Source organism: Leeuwenhoekiella palythoae (assembly GCF_900130045.1).
GTDB classification, from domain to species: Bacteria; Bacteroidota; Bacteroidia; order Flavobacteriales; family Flavobacteriaceae; genus Leeuwenhoekiella; species Leeuwenhoekiella palythoae.
The window spans coordinates 196,508-219,467 of record NZ_FQXT01000003.1; the positions used below are offsets into that span (position 1 = coordinate 196,508).

23 protein-coding genes are annotated in these 22,960 nt (G+C 38.7%); 3 read left to right on the plus strand and 20 right to left on the minus strand.

Features of this window, described 5'->3' with window-relative positions; translation table 11 throughout:
- Positions 1-85: 85 nt before the first annotated feature.
- From BUA96_RS08065 to BUA96_RS08075, 3 genes are all read right to left on the minus strand, one after another.
- The gene (locus tag BUA96_RS08065) at positions 86-1,426 is read right to left on the minus strand and encodes a DEAD/DEAH box helicase (protein ID WP_072982848.1); all 1,341 of its coding nucleotides are present in this window, start codon (positions 1,424-1,426) and stop codon (positions 86-88) included.
- 79 nt (positions 1,427-1,505) lie between these two features.
- On the minus strand, positions 1,506-2,543 hold the full coding sequence (locus tag BUA96_RS08070; protein WP_072982108.1) for an agmatine deiminase family protein: 1,038 nt from the start codon (positions 2,541-2,543) through the stop codon (positions 1,506-1,508).
- Positions 2,544-2,546: 3 nt separating this feature from the next.
- Complete coding sequence (locus BUA96_RS08075) at positions 2,547-3,434, minus strand: carbon-nitrogen hydrolase (protein ID WP_072982109.1); 888 nt, start codon at positions 3,432-3,434, stop codon at positions 2,547-2,549.
- A gap of 292 nt (positions 3,435-3,726) precedes the next feature.
- Here BUA96_RS08075 and recQ point away from each other — a divergent pair, with 292 nt between their 5' ends.
- A complete protein-coding gene (recQ, locus tag BUA96_RS08080; RefSeq protein WP_072982111.1) occupies positions 3,727-5,841 on the plus strand; it encodes a DNA helicase RecQ in 2,115 nt (704 codons plus the stop codon).
- Here the strand turns inward: recQ and BUA96_RS08085 are convergent, their stop codons facing one another.
- From BUA96_RS08085 to hisG, 10 genes are all read right to left on the minus strand, one after another.
- Positions 5,842-6,516 (minus strand): C1q-like domain-containing protein, encoded by a 675-nt coding sequence (locus BUA96_RS08085; protein WP_084673099.1) that lies wholly within the window; start codon positions 6,514-6,516, stop codon positions 5,842-5,844.
- Positions 6,517-7,005: 489 nt separating this feature from the next.
- On the minus strand, positions 7,006-7,599 hold the full coding sequence (gene hisIE, locus BUA96_RS08090) for a bifunctional phosphoribosyl-AMP cyclohydrolase/phosphoribosyl-ATP diphosphatase HisIE (RefSeq protein WP_072982114.1): 594 nt from the start codon (positions 7,597-7,599) through the stop codon (positions 7,006-7,008).
- Positions 7,600-7,628: 29 nt separating this feature from the next.
- A complete protein-coding gene (hisF, locus tag BUA96_RS08095; protein ID WP_072982116.1) occupies positions 7,629-8,384 on the minus strand; it encodes an imidazole glycerol phosphate synthase subunit HisF in 756 nt (251 codons plus the stop codon).
- A 2-nt stretch (positions 8,385-8,386) separates the two neighbouring features.
- Positions 8,387-8,908 carry a DinB family protein gene (locus BUA96_RS08100; RefSeq protein ID WP_072982118.1) on the minus strand — a complete coding sequence of 174 codons (522 nt, stop codon included), beginning with the start codon at positions 8,906-8,908 and terminating at the stop codon, positions 8,387-8,389.
- The gene (hisA, locus tag BUA96_RS08105) at positions 8,901-9,629 is read right to left on the minus strand and encodes a 1-(5-phosphoribosyl)-5-[(5-phosphoribosylamino)methylideneamino]imidazole-4-carboxamide isomerase (protein WP_072982119.1); all 729 of its coding nucleotides are present in this window, start codon (positions 9,627-9,629) and stop codon (positions 8,901-8,903) included. Before hisA ends, BUA96_RS08100 begins: the two co-directional genes overlap by 8 nt.
- Entirely contained in the window at positions 9,626-10,207 is a 582-nt protein-coding gene (gene hisH / locus BUA96_RS08110) for an imidazole glycerol phosphate synthase subunit HisH (RefSeq protein WP_072982121.1), read from the minus strand. The genes hisA and hisH overlap by 4 nt, the downstream gene beginning before the upstream one ends.
- Positions 10,208-10,211: 4 nt before the next feature.
- Positions 10,212-11,369: a bifunctional histidinol-phosphatase/imidazoleglycerol-phosphate dehydratase HisB gene (hisB, locus tag BUA96_RS08115; RefSeq protein ID WP_072982123.1), complete on the minus strand. Its 1,158-nt coding sequence runs from the start codon at positions 11,367-11,369 to the stop codon at positions 10,212-10,214.
- A 9-nt stretch (positions 11,370-11,378) separates the two neighbouring features.
- Positions 11,379-12,431 (minus strand): histidinol-phosphate transaminase, encoded by a 1,053-nt coding sequence (gene hisC / locus BUA96_RS08120; RefSeq protein ID WP_072982125.1) that lies wholly within the window; start codon positions 12,429-12,431, stop codon positions 11,379-11,381.
- Positions 12,431-13,723, minus strand: coding sequence for a histidinol dehydrogenase (gene hisD / locus BUA96_RS08125; RefSeq protein WP_072982126.1), 1,293 nt, complete (start codon positions 13,721-13,723; stop codon positions 12,431-12,433). Before hisD ends, hisC begins: the two co-directional genes overlap by 1 nt.
- 21 nt (positions 13,724-13,744) lie before the next feature.
- Positions 13,745-14,605 (minus strand): ATP phosphoribosyltransferase, encoded by an 861-nt coding sequence (gene hisG, locus BUA96_RS08130; protein WP_072982128.1) that lies wholly within the window; start codon positions 14,603-14,605, stop codon positions 13,745-13,747.
- Between the two features lie 276 nt (positions 14,606-14,881).
- On the opposite strand from hisG, the gene BUA96_RS08135 reads away from it, so the two are divergent.
- Both BUA96_RS08135 and BUA96_RS08140 read left to right on the plus strand, forming a co-directional pair.
- The gene (locus tag BUA96_RS08135; protein ID WP_072982129.1) at positions 14,882-15,610 is read left to right on the plus strand and encodes an OmpA family protein; all 729 of its coding nucleotides are present in this window, start codon (positions 14,882-14,884) and stop codon (positions 15,608-15,610) included.
- Complete coding sequence (locus BUA96_RS08140; RefSeq protein WP_072982131.1) at positions 15,610-16,203, plus strand: hypothetical protein; 594 nt, start codon at positions 15,610-15,612, stop codon at positions 16,201-16,203. Before BUA96_RS08135 ends, BUA96_RS08140 begins: the two co-directional genes overlap by 1 nt.
- A gap of 139 nt (positions 16,204-16,342) precedes the next feature.
- Here BUA96_RS08140 and BUA96_RS08145 read toward each other — a convergent pair whose 3' ends face one another.
- The 7 genes from BUA96_RS08145 to efp all read right to left on the minus strand — a co-directional run bounded on the left by BUA96_RS08145 (position 16,343) and on the right by efp (position 22,952).
- Positions 16,343-17,158 (minus strand): prohibitin family protein, encoded by an 816-nt coding sequence (locus BUA96_RS08145; RefSeq protein ID WP_072982132.1) that lies wholly within the window; start codon positions 17,156-17,158, stop codon positions 16,343-16,345.
- Between the two features lie 15 nt (positions 17,159-17,173).
- Complete coding sequence (locus BUA96_RS08150; RefSeq protein ID WP_072982134.1) at positions 17,174-19,210, minus strand: vWA domain-containing protein; 2,037 nt, start codon at positions 19,208-19,210, stop codon at positions 17,174-17,176.
- A 22-nt stretch (positions 19,211-19,232) separates the two neighbouring features.
- Positions 19,233-19,979, minus strand: coding sequence for a 3-oxoacyl-[acyl-carrier-protein] reductase (gene fabG / locus BUA96_RS08155; RefSeq protein ID WP_072982136.1), 747 nt, complete (start codon positions 19,977-19,979; stop codon positions 19,233-19,235).
- A 121-nt stretch (positions 19,980-20,100) separates the two neighbouring features.
- Complete coding sequence (sucD, locus tag BUA96_RS08160) at positions 20,101-20,973, minus strand: succinate--CoA ligase subunit alpha (RefSeq protein ID WP_072982137.1); 873 nt, start codon at positions 20,971-20,973, stop codon at positions 20,101-20,103.
- 60 nt (positions 20,974-21,033) lie between these two features.
- Positions 21,034-21,447 carry a nuclear transport factor 2 family protein gene (locus BUA96_RS08165; RefSeq protein ID WP_072982139.1) on the minus strand — a complete coding sequence of 138 codons (414 nt, stop codon included), beginning with the start codon at positions 21,445-21,447 and terminating at the stop codon, positions 21,034-21,036.
- A 1-nt stretch (position 21,448) separates the two neighbouring features.
- Complete coding sequence (locus tag BUA96_RS08170; RefSeq protein ID WP_072982140.1) at positions 21,449-22,381, minus strand: UDP-3-O-(3-hydroxymyristoyl)glucosamine N-acyltransferase; 933 nt, start codon at positions 22,379-22,381, stop codon at positions 21,449-21,451.
- A 4-nt stretch (positions 22,382-22,385) separates the two neighbouring features.
- The gene (gene efp / locus BUA96_RS08175) at positions 22,386-22,952 is read right to left on the minus strand and encodes an elongation factor P (RefSeq protein ID WP_072982142.1); all 567 of its coding nucleotides are present in this window, start codon (positions 22,950-22,952) and stop codon (positions 22,386-22,388) included.
- Between the last annotated feature and the right edge of the window lie 8 nt (positions 22,953-22,960).

A 22,960-nucleotide genomic window follows, 5' to 3' on the forward strand; every position in this document is an offset into this window, starting at 1 on the left:
TTTTTGATACTGAAATAAGTTTATAACGCTTCCTGACCAGCGAAAGCGTTACAATGTCAACTGTAGAACCTCTAGCTATTTACGCTTAATTTCTTCGGTTGTAGTTTTTGTCGCCACGAGTCTTCGGTTTTTTATATTTCTTGGCAATTTCTCGTTTGTACTTTCCGCCAAGATTGACCTTTTTATTTTTTTCCTTTTTCTCGTGAAAACTAGCGCCACGGGTGTCGTCCCGTTTTGTGGGATTGTTGATCTCAACGTAATTGGGCTCTTCTTCGGGAATTAAACGTTTCGATACTTCTAAGCCCTCCGGAAGGTCTACCTGTGCGATACTTTTGTTCATTAAGGCTTCAATAGCCTCTTTGCGCTCCAGCTCATCTGGCGTACCTATTAAATAACTCTTACCAGTGGTTCCTGCCCTACCGGTACGACCTATACGGTGCATGTAGTTTTCGGCAAAACGCGGTACATCTACGTTAAATACGTGAGTTACTTCATCAAGATCCAGACCGCGTGCCATCACGTCTGTAGTGACCAAAATACGATACGTGCCGGTGTCAAATTGCTCTATAGCGTTGATACGGTAGTTTTGTGTTTTATTAGCGTGAATCACGCCTACTTCGTTTCCAAAGACTTCTTCAAGCACTTTAAAAAGTCGGTCTGCTAGTTTTTTATTTGAAACAAATACCAGCGTTTTTTTGAATTCGTTTTTATCTTTCAGTAAAACACTTAGCAGATTTGCTTTAGTATAAAAATTGGGTACTTCATAATAATGCTGCTCAATAGCATCAAGCGGAGTACCGCTCAGTGCCACTTGAATGCGTTCTGGACTGGTAAAAAAAGTGTCCATCAACTCGTCTACTTCATCAGTCATCGTTGCCGAAAACATGATGTTTTGCCGTTTAGCCGGAAGTAAATCAAAAATATTCACCAGTTGAAAACGGAAACCAAGATCCAGTAGTACATCTACTTCATCAATGATCAATTGTTTTACAGATTTTAACTGAAGCGCTCTGCTTAGTGCCAAATCATACAACCGTCCCGGAGTACCTACGAGAATATCGCAACCTTGTAATACCGCCTCTTTTTGCGTATTGATATTGGTTCCACCATACACCCCTACCACTCTGATGGAGCTGTATTTACCATAGGCCTTCACCTGTTCTGTGACTTGTAAAACGAGTTCGCGGGTGGGTACAATAATTAAAACACGCGGATTGATCTGCTTTGAGAATTTTAAATTTTCTAATACCGGAAGCATATATGCAAAGGTTTTCCCGGTACCGGTCTGGGCAATCGCAACAACATCGCGTCCTGATTTGACTACAGAAAACGCTTGTTCTTGAATAGGTGTCGGATTAGAAAAACCCAGATCTTCAATTGCATAACGCAATTGCTTATTTATTTTAAAATCTTCAAAAGAGGCCATAATAATTATTTTAGCAACCATGCAGTTGCTTTAACCGCTGCAAATGTACGGTTTTAAACGGCTTCTATTCTATACCGATTTAAGAAGGAATTTGCTGACTCAAACAATGCAAAGTACCTAAGCCCCAAACCAGATCAAGAGCACAAATACCTACGACGCTACGTGTTGGAAAAAGATCAGACAAGGTCTGTAAAGCCACACAGTCATTAGGATCATTAAAGGTGGGCATCAAAATCGTTTTATTGAGAATTAGAAAATTAGCATAACTCGCCGGAAGCCTCAGGTCTTCATAGTCAATACGCTTGGGCATAGGCAAAGTCACGACTTTAGGGCTGCTACCGTCTTCTAATTTAGCTAATTCTAACCGGGCTAAATTATCTTGCAAGGCAGCATAATTAGGATCTGTTTTATCAGTTTCTATTACTGTAACAATGGTCTTTGCATCTACAAAGCGACAGAGATCATCTATATGTCCGTGAGTGTCATCCCCTGCTATACCATTGCCTAGCCAAATTGTATTAGTAACCCCAAAATACTGCTTAAAAATGCTCTCGTAATCTTCTTTAGTAAATCCCGGATTGCGCACTTGAATTTTAGGATCTAATAAACACTCTTCAGAAGTGAGTAAAGTTCCTTTACCATTTACATCAATAGCGCCACCTTCAAGAATTACAGGCTCCCCATTATACATAACCTGCTGAAGTGGTATCCCTAAAAAATCAGCCATACGTTTGGGTACTTGTTTGTCTAAACGGTAATTACCATATTTTGCCCAGCCGTTAAAATTAAAATTTAGCGCCTCCCGCGCTCCATTATTTTTAACTATGATCGGGCCTGAGTCACGCATCCAGCTGCGGTTAGTTTTCTGTAAGATAAACGTGATTTTGCTCATATTGGCGTGTGCCGCCTCAAGCAGTGTGATCACTTTTTCCTTCATACTCTCCCGCCCGATGAGTAAAAAAACTGTCTCGGTTTCTGCGATCTTTTTTATGAAATCAATAAAAACAAATTGAATTGCCTGGTATTTACCGGGCCAGTCGTTTCCGTTACTGGGAAAACATAATAAAATCCCCTGTTGCTTCTCCCATTCTGCAGGTAAACGTCTGTTGTTTTTCATAGATTAATCGAGTGCTCGTTTGGTTATTTCTCCGTAAAAATCAATGCGACGGTCTCTAAAAAATGGCCAATTCTGGCGTACATTTTCTTGAAGATCAAGGTCGATTTCTGCGAGAAGTATTTCTTCTTGATCTGCTGAAGCCTGAGCTAAAATCTCTCCTTGTGGACCACAGATAAAGCTTTGTCCCCAAAATTCGATGCCGTTAGTATCAGGCACATACTGTTCTAGTCCTATGCGGTTTGCTGCAGCTACATATACTCCATTGGCCACCGCATGCCCTTTCATAACATTCATCCAAGCGCCGTGCTGATTTACCCCAAATTCTTCCTTTTCCTGCGGATGCCAGCCAATCGCAGTCGGGTAAAACAAAACTTCAGCGCCTTGTAACGCGGTGAGACGGGCTGCTTCAGGATACCACTGATCCCAGCAAATCAAAGTACCTAGATTAGCCTTTTGCGTTTTGATCGTTTTAAAACCAAGATCTCCCGGAGTGAAATAAAATTTTTCATAAAAATGAGGATCGTCTGGAATATGCATTTTGCGGTAAAGGCCGGCTTCGCTCCCATCGCTGTCGATGATGTAAGCACTGTTGTGGTAGATGCCGCTCATACGTTTTTCAAAAAACGGAACAATGATCACGACTCCTAATTGTTTGGCCAGCGCACTGAACTCAATAAAAGACACATCATAAAGCGGTTCGGCATATTTAAAATTGTCAACATCCTCATCCTGACAGAAATAATGACTGCTGTAGAGTTCAGGCAAACAAATGATCTCAGCTCCCTTTTCAGCAGCATCTGCAACCCACTTTTTACACTTTTCCAAATTATTTTGAGGTGTATTGTTTAAGGCCAATTGAAGGACCGCAATGGTATATTTTCTCGCTTTCATGTAGAACAATTTTAGTGATAAATTTGAAGCCAAAGCCCGTGAGCAGTAGCTTTTATAAAGGTTAAACTTAAGAATTATGCAATTGTCAATTTTAGTTTAATAATTTGAGTTTAGCATAAAAATGGGATGTTGATTTTACGGTTTTTGTAAACTGTAACGCCTCTTGATCAATTCCGTTTAGATTCTAAAAGCAAAGCGACTGAGGTCTGCCTAAAAATTCCGTTTTTTGCAATAAACTACTTCGGGTAAACCCGCAGGGATTGAATTTCGATTATAGAGGAAAAAGAAATTTATGAGTGCATCAATAGATCAAAATACATTGCTTACCACACTAAAAACCTACTTTGGGTACGATAGTTATAGAAATCAGCAAAGTAAGATCATTGAGACGGTGCTTGGTGGTGATGATGCGATCGTGATTATGCCAACCGGCGGAGGAAAATCTATATGCTACCAACTTCCTGCTGTTCTTTTTGACGGCCTAACACTTGTAATTTCACCTTTGATAGCTCTGATGAAAGATCAGGTTGATGGATTGAAGGCTAACGGGATCGCCGCTGATTTTTACAACAGCAGCCAGAGTGCGGAAGACCAACAAAAGATTCTAGATCAGGTAGCCAACCGCGAATTAAAATTGCTCTATGTGGCGCCCGAAAGTTTATCGGGTATTAATCCTATTTTAAACAAAACCTACATCAGTTGTATTGCAATCGATGAGGCGCATTGCATTTCTTCTTGGGGTCACGATTTCAGACCTTCTTACCAACAGTTGGGATTTCTGAAAAAGTCTTTACCACAAATTCCTTTGATCGCGCTTACGGCGACTGCTGACAAAGCGACCCGTGAGGATATCGCAAATCAATTAAACATCTCTGAGGCGCAACAATTTATCAGTTCGTTTGACCGAAAAAACATCACGTTAGAAGTCCGCGCAGCAGACAAACGCCTAAACCAGATCAAGAGTTTTCTAGAAAAGCACCAAGACACTAGCGGGATTATTTATTGCCTGAGCCGAAAAACAACCGAGAGTGTTTCAGAATCTTTAAAGGCAGAGGGTATAGCAGCTACTTGTTATCACGCCGGTTTAAGCTTTGAAGAGCGCAATAAAGTACAAGAAGATTTTATATATGATAAAACCCAAGTGGTTTGTGCTACGGTCGCTTTTGGGATGGGAATTGATAAATCTAACGTGCGCTGGGTGATTCATTATAATATGCCGAAAAACCTAGAAGGGTATTATCAGGAAATTGGGCGTGCAGGAAGAGACGGACTGAAATCGCACGCATTGCTTTTTCACAGTTATGCTGATGTGCTGCAACTGCGGCGTTTTACGCAAGGCGCCGGAAATGAAGAAGTGCAAAACGCGAAGCTTGACCGTATGAAGCAATATGCCGAAGCAACCACGTGCAGGCGTAAGATCTTACTGAGTTATTTTGGCGAATTTTTGGCCGAAGATTGTGGCAACTGTGATGTTTGTAAAAATCCGCCGCAGTTTTTTGACGGAACCATTTTAGCTCAAAAAGCACTTTCTACGATCGCACGTGTAAAAGGTAGTGAACCCATTGGGGTGATCATTGATATTTTGAGAGGAGCTAAAAATGCGCATATTCTAGATCATCAGTTAGATCAAGTAAGCACCTACGGGATCGGAAAAGACATTTCCTGGAAAGATTGGCAACATTATGTTTTACAACTCATCAATCAAGGCTATTGTGAGATTGCTTTTCATTTGAGAAACAATCTACATCTGACGGAATCCAGTAAAGAAATTTTATTCCACGGAAAAAAAGTACGCCTGACATCACCTACCGAAGTATTGCAAAAAGAACCTGTTGAGGCTAAAAAGCCTAAAATTAAAAAAGGCAATGAGCTGTTTGAAAAACTACGTGCCCTGCGTGCAGAAATTGCCAAAGAAGAAGAGATTCCTGCTTATTTAGTATTCAGCGATAAAACGCTAAAAGAACTAGAAAAAGCACGACCGGTCACAGAAATGGAATTTCTTGAAATCAGTGGTGTGGGGCAACGCAAGCTTGAAGTTTATGGGGATGCTTTTATCAAAGCAATTATAGATTTTCAAAAAAATAAGATCAAGAAAAAAGGAAGCAAAAGTGCCACACATCAAGTAACCTATGAACTGCTCAAAGATGGTTTAAGTGTGGAAGCCATAGCGGCTAAAAGAGATTTAAAGGATACTACGGTATATTCGCATTTAGCCAAATTAGCGCAAGATGGTGCTGATCTTGATTTGTATAACTATGTAAGCCCAACAGAAGTCGCTCAAATAAAAACCGCTCGACAAGAACTAGAGCATCCCGAAGGTCTAAAGCCTTATTTTGAGCATTTTGAAGAAAAGATTCCTTACTATAAAATTCGTTTAGCCCTCACCTTAATTGGAATGGAAGGATAGCTAACGTACTTGTTCGATGGTAAAATAATTATCGTATGCATTAGCACTGAGGTTTATTACGCCTATAGATAAATCATTATAAGAATAAAAGGCGATTTGATCTCCAGCTTCAAGTTCCAATATTGTAGAAATAGTTCTAGGGACAGCACTGAGTCCTGTATAATTAGTTTCTGCGGCTGTGTTAAATGAACCTACCCCTCCCTTTCGTATTTTCAATCGCAAACCAAACAAAACAAGTCCGGAAATTGTAGATGAAGATAGAATTTGACTCGTAATTCGATAAATTCCGCTATTTTCAATTGTAATATATCCTGAGGAAGAGTTGTACTCTCCTTTAATGTCGAATTCTGTATTGTCAAACTTTATTAAACTTTCTCCAATTGTTATACTTAACAAAGATGATGCACTGGATGAAATATTTGCCTTAACTAATGATTTATCCATATTGGCAAGTAAGGTACTTGTAGCGATGCGGTGAACCACACCTCTTCCATCCAAAACGACTAAAGAATCTTTTGCTGCATTATCACTACCGTCATTGTAATTGCGTATTCGCAATCCGCCATTGACATCTAGCATCACATCAGGATGTGGGTCTGTAGTTCCTATTCCCACCTGTGAATGGGCAATAAAACATGTAAGAAGAAGAGAGAAGAAAAGTAGAATTTTGGGCATAATCTAAATTGGATGATTGTCACCCTAATTTCCTTAATAACAAGATGAAATACAAGCAAATACGCTTAACTGCGCATTATTTACATTTCTTTGATCTCCTAAATCCTTTAACTAAATATTAATACTTGTACTAAGCACCTATATTTTTTAATAATAATTTGCGTTCAATATTATTTCAGAAAGAAATATTACAAATTTCACTTGTAAAACACTAATTATCAATCGATTTAGTTGTGCTAATTCTATGTCAAAAATACTTCAATAGTATTCTACAAGTACCAAATAACTGAATTTTAATTATTTCTAGATCTATACTTAAAATAGTCGAAAAAGGCTACATTTTTCACCTTTACGAAAAGCATTATGCGCTTCGTAACGTCAAATTTTGTTGTTTGTCTAAAAAATATAATCAACAAAAAAGCCCTTTCTTGTAGGAAAGGGCTTTAAATTTTTAGCGATATTGAAAACGTCTAAATTATTCGGATTCAATTATTTCTTTCTATCAAGCAATACCTGTTCAATATCATTTAGTCCAAAACCTTTAGCTTTCATCAATATGAGGTAATGAAAAAGAAGGTCGGCACTTTCATTTAAAAATAAATCATCGTTATCATCTTTTGCTTCAATAACAACTTCTACAGCTTCCTCTCCTACTTTCTGCGCAATTTTGTTGATTCCTTTTCTAAAAAGACTTGCGACATAACTATCGTCGTTATCCTGATTCGCTTTTCGGTCTGCAATAGTTTGCTCCAATTCCGTTAGAAAACCAAAAGTCTGCTTGTTATCCTCGCCCCAGCAATTATCTGTCCCGGTGTGACACGTAGGTCCTACTGGATTTACGGTCACCAAAAGCGAATCATTATCACAGTCATTTTTAATAGCAACCAAATTCAAGAAGTTCCCACTTTCCTCGCCTTTTGTCCATAAACGCTGTTTGCTTCTACTGTAAAAAGTAACCCTTTTAGTAGTATTGGTTTTCAAATAAGCCTCTTCATTCATATAGCCCAGCATTAAAACCGTTTTAGTCTTAGCATCTTGAATTATCGCCGGCACGAGTCCGTTTTCATCGTATTTAATTTCCATTGTAACTATGTTGTTTTTCGGCTAGGTCATTAAATTCTAACCGGGATATTATTTTCTTTTAAAACCTGTTTGAGTTCGGGAATGTCGATTTCGTGAAAATGAAACACACTCGCTGCCAAAGCTGCATCTGCTTTTCCATTTACAAAAGTATCTGCAAAATGCTGCATCGCTCCTGCTCCTCCCGAAGCAATAATAGGAATATTCAGCATTGTACTCAACTTGGCTAAAGCTTCATCTGCAAATCCGTTTTTAGTACCGTCGTGGTCCATTGAGGTGAATAAGATCTCACCGGCGCCGCGGGTTTCCACCTCTTTTGCCCATTCAAATAAATCGAGTTCGGTTGGGACTTTTCCTCCTACAAGATGCACCGTCCACTTTCCATTGATCTGTTTAGCATCAATCGCCACCACTACACATTGCGAACCAAATTTTGCTGCCAAATCATTAATGAGTTGCGGATTTTTTACTGCGGAAGAATTGATTGAAACCTTATCAGCCCCATTCTGAAGCAACACATCTACATCTTCAACCGAAGAAATACCGCCGCCTACGGTAAACGGAATATTTATTTTTTCCGCTACGCGTAAAACCAGATCGGCTAAGGTTTTTCGGCGTTCTTCTGTAGCCGAAATATCGAGAAAAACGAGTTCGTCTGCTCCTGTTTCGGCATATTTTGCAGCCAGTTCTACCGGATCACCGGCGTCACGCAAGTCCACAAAATTGACACCTTTTACCGTTCTTCCGTTTTTGATATCGAGACAGGGAATTATACGTTTGGTTAACATAATTATTCTTTTTTATTTCTTTTATTCAAGTCAACATTAGAATAAAAACCTAAATCTTTTGACTTGAGCATTTTTACCCAAAAAGCAATCTGACCCGTATGATACGAAAAGTGTTCTACTAAATGAATAGTATTTCCAATACCTGAAAATTGATATCCTTGAACCTCCTTTATTTGAATTAGACGCTCATCAGAAACTTGAATTATCGTCGCTTTAACTTGATTAACCGTAGTCTCCAATTTATCTAACAACTCTTGTTTTAAAAGTCCACTTTCAGTTGAAAATTCTAAATCTCTAACTCGATCATCTGAAGCTCCACTTAAAGAAGAAATCCCATATTGAGTCAGATTTCCGCATAGGTGTAAAATCAAATTGCCTATGCTGTTTAGCGTGGGATTGGGTTTTAACCAGATCTCTTCTTCTGTGATTTGAGCAAATGCAATTCTTATCATTCTAAGGTTTTCATCTAACCTGTAGAAAATATTTTTGACCAATTCTTCTCTAAAAGTTGAAGCATTATTCATGTCCCAAAATATAATTTTCCAACTGTTTCATTGAAATGCGGCCTTCATAGATCGCTTTACCGATTATCGTTCCTTCGCAGCCTAATTCAGCTAATTTTGGTAATTCGTCAAAACTTGAAATTCCGCCGGAAGCGATCAGTTTCAAGTTCTTCGTTTCTTCTAAAATACGCTTATACAGCTCAAAAGAAGGTCCTTCTAACATCCCGTCTTTACTAATATCGGTACAAATCACATAAGAAACTCCTTCCTTTTGATAGCCTTGAATAAACGGAATCAATTCTTCTTTAGACTCTTCAAGCCAGCCGCTGACCGCAACTTTTTCATCTTTAGCATCTGCGCCTAAAATGATTTTATTAGCGCCAAATTTCTGTAACCAACTTTTAAAAGTCTCAGGATCTTTAACGGCAATGCTTCCACCGGTGATTTGTGAAGCACCACTTTCAAAGGCAATGCGCAGATCATCGTCGGTTTTAAGTCCGCCTCCAAAATCAATTTTTAGGCTGGTTTGAGAAGCAATTTGCTCCAGCACCTTATGATTGACAATATGTTTGCTTTTAGCACCATCTAAGTCAACCAAATGCAAATATTGAATCCCGTGGGCTTCAAATTCCTTTGCAACCTCTAACGGACTCTCATTATATATTTTTTTGGTGTTGTAATCACCTTTAGATAGGCGCACACACTTACCATCGATTATATCTATTGCTGGGATTATTCTCATAGGGCTAAGAAGTTTTTTAAAATTTGTTCGCCAACGACTCCACTTTTCTCCGGGTGAAATTGTACTCCGTAAAAATTATCCTTTTGCAAGGCCGAAGCGTAATCCACACCATAAGTCGTGGTGGCTATTTTTTGATCGCAGGTTGGTGCGTAGAAACTGTGTACCAAATACATAAAACTATGCTCTGGTATGTCTTTAAATAATAGAGTTTTTAAACTTTCGATTTCGTTCCAGCCGATTTGTGGAACTTTGACTTTGTTTGAGAATTTAACCACATTAACATCAAAAATCCCTAAACCTGTGGTGTCTCCTTCGGTGGAATGGTTACACATCAACTGCATTCCCAGACATATTCCTAAAACGGGTTGCTTCAGCGTAGGAATCACTTTATCTAAACCGGTCGCTTTCAATTTAGCCATTGCACTGCTAGCCTCTCCAACACCCGGAAAAATCACTTTGTCAGCTGCTTTGATTTCGTCTGCATCATCAGACAATATCGCGTGAACGCCCAAGCGTTCAAAAGCAAATTTGATACTTTGAATATTTCCTGCTCCGTAATTGATTATTACTAGTTTCATAAGCTTACAACATTCCTTTTGTACTGGGCAATACCATTTTGTCTGGATCGCGTTTCACAGCAACTTTAATCGCTTTAGCAAAAGCTTTAAAAATGGCTTCGATTTTGTGATGCTCATTTGTGCCTTCTGCCTTTATATTGAGGTTTGCGCGTGCACCGTCTGTAAAGGATTTGAAAAAATGATAAAACATTTCAGTAGGCATCTCCCCTATTTTCTCGCGTTTAAAGTCGGCTTCCCATACCAACCAATTACGCCCACCAAAATCTATGGCTACCTGCGCTAGACAATCATCCATGGGTAAGCAAAAACCGTAACGCTCAATACCTAGTTTGTTACTCAAAGCTTTAGAAAAAACTTCACCTAAAGCGATCGCGGTATCTTCAATTGTGTGATGCTCATCAACCTCGAGATCGCCATCTACGTGAATTTTTAAGTCCATGGAGCCGTGTCTAGCGATTTGATCTAACATATGATCAAAAAATGCTAGTCCGGTGTTGATATCGCTTTTGCCGGTTCCGTCAAGATTCAACTTGATTTCTATGTCGGTTTCGTTGGTTTTTCTGGAGATCGAAGCGGTGCGTTCTTTCAGCTTCAAAAATTCATAAATCTTTTGCCAGTCTGTAGTTTCTAAGGCAATATAAGCATCAAGATCTTCCCGTTTGGTGGTGATTTCATCGGCACCTAAATCAGTATGATCACTGATAAAAATACCCTGTGCCCCAAGATTTTTAGCCAGTTCTATATCTGTTATACGATCTCCCAGAACAAAGGAGTTGGCAAGATCGTAATCTTCAGAGAAAAACTCGGTTAACATTCCCGTGCCTGGTTTACGGGTGTCTGCCTGATCCTCAGGAAAAGTTTTATCTATAAAAACGTCATCAAACACAACACCTTCGTTTTCAAAGGATTTTAAAATGAAATTATGCACCGGCCAGAACGTATCTTCAGGAAAAATATCGGTACCTAAACCATCTTGATTGGTGATCATGACCAACTTGTAATCAAGCTCTTGAGCAATTTTACCTAAATAGGTAAAAGCTTTTGGGTAAAAAGTCACCTTTTCAAAAGCATCCACTTGATATCCGGGCGGCTCTTTAATGATCGTTCCGTCCCGATCAATGAATAATACTTTTTGTTTTTTGGAGGTAGTTTCGGTAGTCATTTATTATAGTTAAACCAGTTCTTTGAGAGCGGTAATTAGTTTTTCATTTTCGGTGGTTGTCCCTACGGTAAAGCGTAGTGTATTTTCGCATAAAGCCTGTGTACTTCTATTACGAACCACAATTCCTTTTTTGATCAATTGGTCGTAACGTTTGTTGGCATCATCCACTTTTGCTAAAATAAAATTAGCTTCAGATGGATAAACTTTTTTAACAAAATTCACTTGAAGTAACACTTTAGATAAAACATCTCTTTCCTTTAAAATCGTGCTGATTTCACCTTGAACCTTTTCATCGTCAAGCACACGTTCTAACGCGCGTTTTTGCGTGAGTTCATTTACATTATAAGGCGGTTTAATCTTGTTTAAGATCGAAATAATTGCTGCGGAAGCATAACATATTCCTAAGCGAATTCCCGCTAGGCCATAGGCTTTAGACAAGGTTTGTGTCACGACTAGATTAGGATATTGCTGAAGCTTTGTCGTCCAACTTTCTTCTGGAGAGAAATCAATATACGCCTCATCTACGACAACCAATCCTTTAAAATTCTGAAGCAGCACTTCGATAGCATCTGCCTTAAAACTATTGGCCGTAGGATTGTTTGGTGAACATAGAAAAAGCATTTTTGTTTGATGGTCTGCCTGATCCAGAATTTTAGCAACTTGGGGCTGAAAATCTTCAGACAGCAATACTTCACGGTTAGCAATATCATTAGTAGCTGCCAGCACTCCGTACATTCCGTAAGTAGGCGGTAACGTAATCACGTTATCTTGCTTAGGCTCACAAAAAGCTCTGAATAATAAATCGAGTACTTCATCGCTTCCGTTACCTAAAAGAATTTGATCAACCGGCACCCGTTTTAAGGACGATAAATGTTGTTTTAAAGTAAGCTGTTGTGGATCTGGATAGCGATTGACACCGTTTTCAAACGGATTTTCATTTGCATCAAGAAATACCATATCCTCGTGAAAATCTTTAAACTCATCACGAGCCGAAGAATAGGGTTTTAACTGCGCAACATTGGCGCGAATCAAACGCTCTAAATTAAAAGTAGTTGCAGTCATTAATTTGAATTTGCGAGTTGAGTTAAACGTAAAGTCACTGCATTTTTGTGTGCCTGTAAGCCTTCGGCAGCAGCCATAAGTTCGATTGCTTTACCAATATTCTGAATTCCTTCCGACGTAATTTCCTGAAAGGTCATACTCTTCATAAAACTGTCAAGATTTACACCGCTGTATTGTTTAGCATACCCGTTAGTTGGCAAAGTATGGTTAGTTCCTGAGGCATAATCCCCGGCACTTTCAGGGGTATAATTTCCTATAAAAACAGAACCTGCATTAGCAATATTTTCTACATAAAATGCATTATCTGAAGTAGCCACAATAAAGTGTTCAGGACCATACTCATCAATAAGTTCCAAAGCGAGTTCTTTAGTCTCAACAAAAATCAGCTTACTGTTTGCAATGGCTTTTTCTGCAATGGCTTTTCTGGAAAGCGCTTGCAGCTGCTCTTGAACTTCTTGCGCAACAGCTTTGATTAAATCTTTAGAGGTGGAAACAAGAATAACTTGACTATCCACACCGTGCTCAGCCTGACTTAATAAATCTGAAGCTACAAAGGCAGCTTCGGCAGTATCGTCAGCAACAACTAATAATTCAGACGGACCTGCCGGCATATCAATGCTAACATTGAATTGAGTTGCCATTTGCTTAGCTACCGTTACAAACTGATTTCCGGGACCGAAAATCTTATACACTTTTGGAATACTCGGTGTACCAAACGTCATTGCTCCAATAGCTTGAATTCCGCCAACTTTGAAGATTTTGTCAATACCGCAAAGTTGAGCGGTAAATAAAATTGCAGGATTGATATTCCCTTCTTTATCAGGTGGTGTACAAAGCACCACTTCTTTACAGCCTGCTATTTTTGCCGGAACAGCCAGCATTAAAATGGTTGAAAACAAGGGCGCAGTTCCTCCGGGAATGTACAAACCTACTTTCTGAATAGGCCGCTTTTCTTGCCAACATTTTACACCAGGTGCGGTTTCTAACTCAATTTTTTCGGTGCGCTGTGCTTTGTGAAATGCTTCAATATTAGCTTTTGCAAGCGTGATCGCTTCTTTTAAATGGGCATCCAAGTTTGCTACAGCAGCAGTAATTTCCGCAGGAGTTACTTCAAAAGAATTCAAGCTGATCCCATCAAATTTTTGAGTGTATTTCTCAATTGCTACGTCACCGTCATTTTGAATTGCTTCAAAAACCTCTAAAACGGTTTTTTCAATCTGCTTGTAAGTTTGTGTAGGGCGTTTTAGAATCTCATTCCATTGCGAACGCTCAGGATTTACAATCGTATTCATACGTCTTCCTTAGTCTAAAAATTAGAGCACCATCTTTTCTATATCACTCACTAAAATTCCTTGAGCGCCAGAATCTTTAAGATTATCAATGACCTCCCAGAACTTATTCTTGTCAATTACCGAATGTACACTACTCCATCCCTTTTCAGCAAGCGGCAACACCGTAGGACTTTTCATTCCCGGTAGCAATGCGATGATTTCGTCTAAACGATCGTTCGGTGCGTTTAACAATACGTATTTGTAGTCACGCCCCTTTAGCACCGCTTTAATTCTAAATAACAATTTGTCTAGAATGGTCTGACGCTCCTCATCGATTTTAGGTGAGACTGCAAGAACGGCTTCAGAAGTAAGCATCACTTCAACCTCTTTAAGGTTGTTTTTAAATAATGTACTTCCACTAGACACGATGTCACAAATACCGTCTGCGAGGCCGATATTAGGAGCAATTTCTACCGAACCATTAATGATATGAAGATCTGCTTTGACGTTATACTTACTTAAATAATTAAGCACGGTATTAGGGTATGAAGTAGCGATTTTCTTTCCTTCAAAATCTGATACCGAATCATATTTAACTCCTTTTGGAATCGCTAAAGACACCCGGCATTTTGAAAAACCTAGTTTCTGAGCTATAGCTATATCCTCGCCTTTTTCGATCAAAACATTTTCACCAATGATCGCGATATCAACAACCCCGTCTCTCAGGTATTGTGGAATGTCACCATTGCGGAGGTAAAATACTTCAAGTGGAAAATTAGCAGCATTCGCTTTCAATTGATCACGACCGTTGTCTATAGAGATTCCGCAGTCTTTTAAAATTTGTAAAGAATCTTCGTTGAGTCTGCCTGACTTCTGAATTGCGATTCTAATTTTTTTATTCATTTTTTTAGGTTTGATTGGTAGTCTGAGCTATTCTAAACAGAAAACCCGTTTGAAAAGCTCAAACGGGTTACTGTTTTTTATACGTCAATTATATATACAACATCTTTACCTCGCTTGAGTGCGTGAATAAAAATGATGATGATGTAATGCTGTTTTTCTCATAATACAGGGCGAATTTATAAAAAAAATCCTTTTTACGTGCATTATATCGAATACATTTAACAGCTTGATGTGATTTTTATCTTAAAGACTTACATTTGAGAAAATTACTAACCGATGAAGAATTTTCTTATAGCATTCTCCGTATTTACCTGCTGGTGTGTAGTAGGTCTGTACTTTTTGAACGCTACTGGAGCATTCAATAATCGCAAGAGTCTTTTTGTTGACGCTTCGTCTACTGTCGAATCCCCAAATTCTGGTACTATTAAAAAGCAAGCTCCTGGATATGTATTAGATTCTATTTATCAAGCTACGGAACCTACAGAACAACTAGCAAATAGAGGAATTTATCAAGATAGCAGCCTTGCTAAAACCGGAAATTACGATAAACTCATAGATGACATTCAAAAAAGAATGGAACGTAACCAGCGTGCTATTGATGAAGATGAAGAACGTTTGCGCCTCGCAAAATTGAGCAAAACGGCAACTACCAAAGCCACTAAACCAAATGCTGACATAACCTTTCGACCTGTTTTTAAAATGGCACGTTTAGTGCGTGATGAAAATGCATCGCGTTTTTTAGCAGAAGTTGAACGAAGATTAAAAATCAAACCTCAGGCTAAAATTGAAATTATAGGGTATACAGATCATATTGGAGATGATCGAGATAACTATGTAATTGCCTTAGAACAAGCTCAAAAAATTAGGTTATTTCTCATAAAAAGCCTTAATTTACCTGAAAATCAAGTTATTGCATTATCAAAAGGAGAAGAATTTCCTTTATATCCCCGAGAGCAAGAAGATAAAATAGAATTAAATAACCGCTACGAACTGATATTTAAATAATGCTCCATCTAGTTTTGACACAAACCAATAACGATTACGTCTCTATACCCTTAGTGTATATAGAGGTTATTGTATTGATGTTGGGTGCCTTTTCTATAGGTTATTTCTTTGCATATTATTATCAGAAAAGCAAATATGTAAAGCGGATTTCTAATCTGCGCCAAAAGCTTTCAGAACAAGCAGGTGTTGCTATTGAAGATCCAAATCTAGAGGAAACATTACCCGATGAGGATATTCAAATTGCGGCCAAAGCGAAAAAGAAACGTTTCGCTCAAGACGAACTCGATAAAACCAGAACTGAATTAGATTTTGAGCGTATTGGTTACGCATCCTATGAAGATGCAGATGATCTTCAAAAAATTATCGGGATTGGGCCCTATACCGAAGAAAAACTCAATACGATTGGTATTTACACCTTTGATCAGATCAGTAAGTTTAATACGCGAGATATCGAGATCGTTACTGAGCGCATTCAATTTTTTCCAGATCGCATCGTAAATGATAATTGGGTAGCCAAAGCCAAATTGCTTCAAGAAACCAAGCAGCAAATTAAACTGCGTAGGGATCGAAACGTTAGAATGAAAAAAGCCTAAGATTCTTTGCACAAAGACTGTTACAACACAAAAAAACCGAATCGTAATCGATTCGGTTTTTTTGTGATTTTATTGGCGTCGCCAATGAGGTGAAACTCCCTCCAACTTACAGAAATTTGCCAAGAGACAGTTGATTAGGCTAGTTATTCCCTAAAATAATGGGTAACCCACTGTCTCCAGAACCTATAACAATCACTTTAGAATTGTTAGATTCTGAAAGTTTTAATGTGGCTTCAATACCTTTATCTTTCAAGATCTGATCATTAAGCGATTGACTTAAAATTTTATTAGCATCAGCCTTACCTTGAGCTTCAATAACCTGACGTTCTGCTTCTTTTTGAGCAGAAATAAGCCTGAATTCATACTCTAGAGATTCTTGTTCCTGACGCAGTTTACGTTCAATTGCTTGCTTAATTGTCGCAGGTAACGTGACATCACGTACCAATACTTCATCAAGAACGATATATTGATCTTTTACGATTTTTTTAGTTTCATCATAAATCTCTGCTTGAATCGCATCACGTTTTGAAGAATACAATTGTTCTGGAGTATAACGCCCCACTACTGAACGCGCTGCAGATCTAATAGTGGGTAACAAGATTCGATTTAGATAATCTTCTCCTATCTCTTGATGCAGTTTACCCAAATTTTCAGCTTGCGGTTTATACCATACCGAAGCCTCTAATTTAATATCCAAACCATTAGAAGAAAGCACGTTCATAATTTCTTTCAGCTCCTGCCGTCTTACTTCGTAGATATAAACTTTATTCCACGGAGCAACTATTTGAAAACCTTCTCCTAACGGGGGCTCGTCAGTTACTACACCTCCTCCAAAAGGTTTATAAAGTACTCCCGCTTCTCCTGAATCAATCGTTACCGCAGATTTTGCAATGAGTACAATTACGATTATTACTCCAATTATTACCGGAATTCCTATTTTAGGTAATCTGTCCATTTTATGTAGTTTTTATTATATGAGTCCGTTGTATTTTCTGATGAACCATTCAGCTGCTAAACTTGCAATGATGAGGAAAAGCAGCCAACTGAAGGCTATTAAAGGTACATTTTTTTCTATAGCTCGCTGTACGGGAGTAAACTCCTGATTATCCAAAAGGCTGTCTATCAGCTCTGAATAGCGATCCAACGGAGCGATACTCCCATTGGTTTCCTTTGCTACAGTTTCCATCGTTGTCCAATCGGCATTTTTAATCTGATGTTCAATTGTATAAGGAATTACTGTAAAACTACCTTTCGCTTTTAAATTTTCGTCAGCAACAGTAATTTCAAAAGAATATGTTCCGGGCTCTAAATCTGCAAGCTGTGTTGAATAGTTAGTTCCGTTGTAAACGAGTGGTGATTCATAAAGAACTTCATTTTCTGAAAAGATCTTCACCTGAAGTTGCGCACCCGGATCAAAAACATAATTTTTATCAAAGTACTGTGCGTTAAGTATAATCGCATTTCCTCCATAATAGAAACGGTCATAATCTAGTTCTAAACGTTGACGCTTTTGATTTGAAGCTGCATATTGCACCAAATGGTCTATGAACGTATCGAAGGTTTCAAAACTTCCGGTATCTAAAAACGACTGACTACGCCATTGAAAAATACCTGTTCCAAATAAAAATACCTCTCTTCTACCCGATAACTCTGTGAGCCCCAACAAAGGATTTCCGGTAGTAACACCGGTAATTCGCTGATAAAAAAGAACATCACTGGAGCCGGCAACTGTGATTTCACCAAAAATGGCTTCCAGCGGAGGATAATTAGCGAAGTTGATCTCTGAGATTTGAAATGCCGAAAACGATTCGTTCTTAATGGCCTGCACCGCTTCTGACTGCCTTCTTAGCGGCAATGTAAATGCCTCCTGATTTTGATTTAAAAAAGAGAGGTTGCTTTGCAACCCTATAATTGTAAATCGATTTTTATTTAGTTTATTGAGTTCCTGATAAACAGTAGCAAAACGTGCATTGGGCTCAAACAACAGCACTAGGTCTGCTTCATTAAGTTCAGCAACCTTGACATCATTAATAGCTCTAAGGCTTACCGAACGCAGCTGGTTACTTTCAATACTCTTTTTTAGCGTCCCTAGATCAGGATGCAAAACACCATAAATAATAAGCACTTCAGAGCGTTGATCAATGACTTCAATCGCAAACTGCTTGGTATTGTTTTCTAAGTTAGTCTCATCGATTGATGCATCAAGCCTTACCGTATAACGCTGTGTTCCTATCTGATCTGCGTTCAAATAAAAATTACTTCGGAAAGAACTGTTTTGAGAAGATAAATTGAGGGTTTCGGTATGTACAATAGTTCCGCTATGCGTTACCGAAAGCTTGGCAGATACTTCTTTTTTTCCGGAATATGATGCTGTAATTTCTACCGGAAATTGATTATCTATATATGCGTAACGATTGACATTAACCTGATCAATTCGCAAATCTTCATACGCCGAAGTATCACCAACCACAATAAAATGACGGGCAATCTCTCTAGCTTCGGTTGCAACGTATCTATAATTTGCACCAAGATTGGTATTCCCATCAGTGATTAAAAGACTGCTGTATTTCTGGTCTTTATAAATTCGATCTAATGCTTGAATGCTTTTTGCAATATCGGTTTGGGTTTCGCTAAAATCAACTCGTTCTTGTTGATTCAATTCAGATCCAAAAGTATAGGCGTCCAGATCAAATCGTTCACTCAAAGCCTCATTTTGAAGTATTGCTTGAAAAACCTCTCGTATGGCTACCGAATCTGCTAAAAAAGACATGGATTCAGAATTGTCAAGCACCACCGCTAGTTTAGGCTTGATGGTTTTATAAGACGTTTGCTTAACCGAAGGATTTAGCAACAAAATCAAGACCGCAAAAATACTTATAAATCGTAAAGCGCTAAGAAGTAATCGCAAGCGCTTAGAACGTTCCGGTTTATGGAAGTAAAAAAATATGGCAATACCCAGAGCCATTATCCCTAAGAGGATAATATATAAGACTGTGGATATTGCCATAAAGTATTGTATTAAGATTTGCCTAGGTTAGCATTCCGCCATCTACTTGCAAGACTTGACCGGTAACATAAGCACTCATATCACTCCCTAAAAATACACAAGCATTAGCGATATCTTCTGGAGTACCTCCTCTTTTTAATGGAATAGCATCTCGCCAACCTGCTACTACTTTCTCGTCGAGTTTAGCGGTCATTTCGGTCTCGATAAATCCTGGAGCAACCACATTGGTTCTGATATTTCTCGAACCTAATTCTAAAGCCATAGATTTAGAGAAACCTATAATTCCGGCTTTTGATGCAGCATAATTGGCTTGGCCAGCGTTTCCTTTAATCCCCACCACAGAGCTCATATTGATGATGCTTCCGTAACGTTGTTTAAGCATGGTGCGCTGTACAGCTTTGGTCATATTGAAGATTGACTTCAGATTTACTTCAATAACCTGATCAAAATCTTCTTCGCCCATACGCATCAGCAGGTTATCTTTAGTAATTCCTGCATTATTAACTAAAACATCGATAGATTCAAAATCTGCACTGATTTGTTTTACCAATTCCTGGCAATCTTCAAAAGAAGCAGCATTTGACTTGTAAGCCTTGGCTTTCACTCCCATTGCAAGAAGTTCTTGTTCTAATTCTTCTGCCGGACCTGCAGACGAGCTATAGGTAAAGGCCACGTTGGCTCCATTTTGAGCAAAAACCTTGGCAATGCCGTTTCCGATCCCGCGGCTGGCTCCTGTTATAATCGTATTCTTTCCTTCTAAAAGTTTCATTCTAAATTGATATATCTAAAATAGTTCGTTTGAATAGCGGTAAATATAGGAAACTTGAGGGGTACACGCATAAAAAAACCGACACATTACGTGTCGGTTTTGATTTTTTCAGATGCTGAAATTAACCAATAAGTTCAGCAACTTTTTTGCCTATTTCAGCTGGAGAATCCACAACGTGTACTCCATTTTCTCTTAGGATTTTCTTTTTATCTGCAGCAGATTCTCCTTCTCCAGAAACAATAGCACCAGCGTGACCCATTGTTCTTCCGGCAGGAGCAGTTTCACCAGCGATAAAACCAATAACCGGCTTTTTGGTGCCACTTGCTTTGATCCATTTTGCGGCGTCTGCTTCTAACTGACCTCCAATCTCACCGATCATCACAACAGCTTCAGTCTCCGGATCGTTGATCAATAATTCTACAGCTTCTTTAGTAGTGGTACCAATGATAGGATCTCCACCTATTCCAATTGCAGTAGTAATCCCTAAACCTTGTTTTACAACTTGGTCTGCTGCCTCATAAGTAAGTGTTCCTGATTTAGAAACGATACCTACTTTTCCTTTCTTAAACACAAAACCGGGCATAATACCTACTTTAGCTTCCCCGGGAGTGATCACACCAGGACAGTTAGGACCAATTAAACGACAGTCTTTATCTTTGATATAATCAGCAGCTTTAATCATATCTGCTACCGGAATACCTTCAGTAATCGCAATAATCACTTTAATTCCTGCATCAGCAGATTCCATAATCGCATCAGCAGCAAATGCCGGCGGTACAAAGATGATTGAAACATCAGCTCCGGTTTCTTTTACTGCATCTTCAACAGTGTTGAATACCGGTTTGTCTAAATGGGTTTGACCACCTTTACCCGGTGTCACACCACCAACAACGTTGGTCCCGTATTCAATCATTTGACCGGCGTGAAAGGTACCTTCACTTCCGGTAAAACCTTGTACAATTATTTTGGAATCTTTATTTACTAAAACGCTCATGAGTTGTTTGAATTTTGTGGTAACAAAAATAATTTTTTAAAGCTGAATGCTAAAGGAATTTTAAGACTTTATGCGGATGTGCGCATCATTATTTTGTGGGTCATCATCACTAGGTTGACTAATTTGATACCCTCTGTAAAGGAGGCCGTCTTTGAGTTCCCAAATCGCCATAAAGTGAATAATACCCACCTCTTCTTCAGGGTTTTCAACGGTCTGAATATAATACGTTAAACGCGCGCTCACTTTATCACCTTCTGAAATAAGATGACTTATAGATGACCTTAAAGAAATGAACGATTTTCCCATCTCTGAAGACATATCAGCAATATCGCTGTACGTCATTTTTGAAAATCCGGTAGATGCATTCCAATACAGTTCTGCATCCTGATGTAAGAATTTTTTTAGAACAGTGGAATCATTAAAAAAATCGGATTCATATAAACCTCTTACAAGGTCTTTTGCTGATTGACTCATTTTATTTTTTTATTTGTTCTAAAATATAAGGAATTTGCCTAATTGAAGCCAATTCTCTAAACTTCTTCTTGCTATCTTCGGCAGGAGTACCTAAGTAAGATTTACCTCCTTCTAGGGTGCGCCCTACTCCGCTTTGCGCAAAAATTACAGCTTTTTCCTTAATGGTAATTCCGCTAGCGATACCTACTTGCCCCCAAATCACCACGTCATCTTCAATGACCACGCAGCCTGCAATTCCGCTCTGAGCGGCAATAAGTACGCGCTTTCCTATCTGAGTATCGTGACCTACGTGAACCTGATTGTCTAATTTAGATCCTTGACCAATTGTAGTATCGCCGGTCACACCCTTATCTATTGTGCATAGCGCTCCAAGATCTACGTGATCTTCAATGACCACTCTTCCGCCTGAAAGCAGTTTATCAAAACCGGTTTCACGCTTCTTATAATAAAAAGCATCTGCTCCTAGAACAGTTCCAGAATGAATAGTTACACCATCACCTATAATCGCATTATCGTAAATCGTAACATTGGCGTGGATTAAACAATCACGACCGATTTTTACATTGTGACCTATAAAACAGTTAGGCTGAATGATCGTTCCTTCGCCAATCGTTGCGGTAGTCGCAATACTCGAAGTAGCTTTTTCAAAAGGTTTAAAGAACTTAGTAAGTTTATTAAAATCGCTAAAGGGATCTTCCGAAATCAATAATGCTTTACCTGCTGGGCACGCTACTTTTTTGTTTATTAAAACAACTGTTGCCGCAGAAGCTAAAGCCTTATCATAATATTTGGGATGATCTACAAAAACAATATCTCCGGGTTCCACGACATGAATCTCATTCATTCCCAGAACCGGAAAATCAGCAGCTCCTACATATTCTACTCCAAGAATGGTAGCAATCTGCTCTAAGCTATGTTTTTGAGGAAATTTCAACTACTTATTCTTTTATACGCTCTTTGTAAGTACCTTTTTCGGTCTCTACTTTTATTTTGTCCCCTTCATTGATAAACAAAGGAACATTTACTTCAGCACCGGTTTCTACAGTCGCAGGTTTGGTGGCGTTAGTGGCGGTATTTCCTTTTACACCAGGCTCAGTTGCGGTAACTTCGAGAATCACGTGAGCCGGCATATCTACAGAAAGAGGCATACCGTCTTCAGTATTGATCGCAATAGAAACTACTTCACCTTCTTTTAAAAGTCCGGGTTGATCTAGCGCAGACTCCAAAAGTCTGATTTGTGTATAATCATCAGTGTTCATAAAGTGGTACCATTCCCCATCATTATATAAAAACTGATACCCTTTAGTTTCTACACGTACTTCTTCAATCTTATGCCCTGCCGAAAATGTATTATCTAAAACTTTGCCGTTAGTAACACTTTTTAATTTTGTTCTTACAAACGCTGGTCCTTTACCAGGTTTTACGTGTAAAAATTCAACAATCTTATAAATGTCGTGGTTGTAATGAATACACATTCCATTACGAATATCTGATGTAGTTGCCATATTTCTAT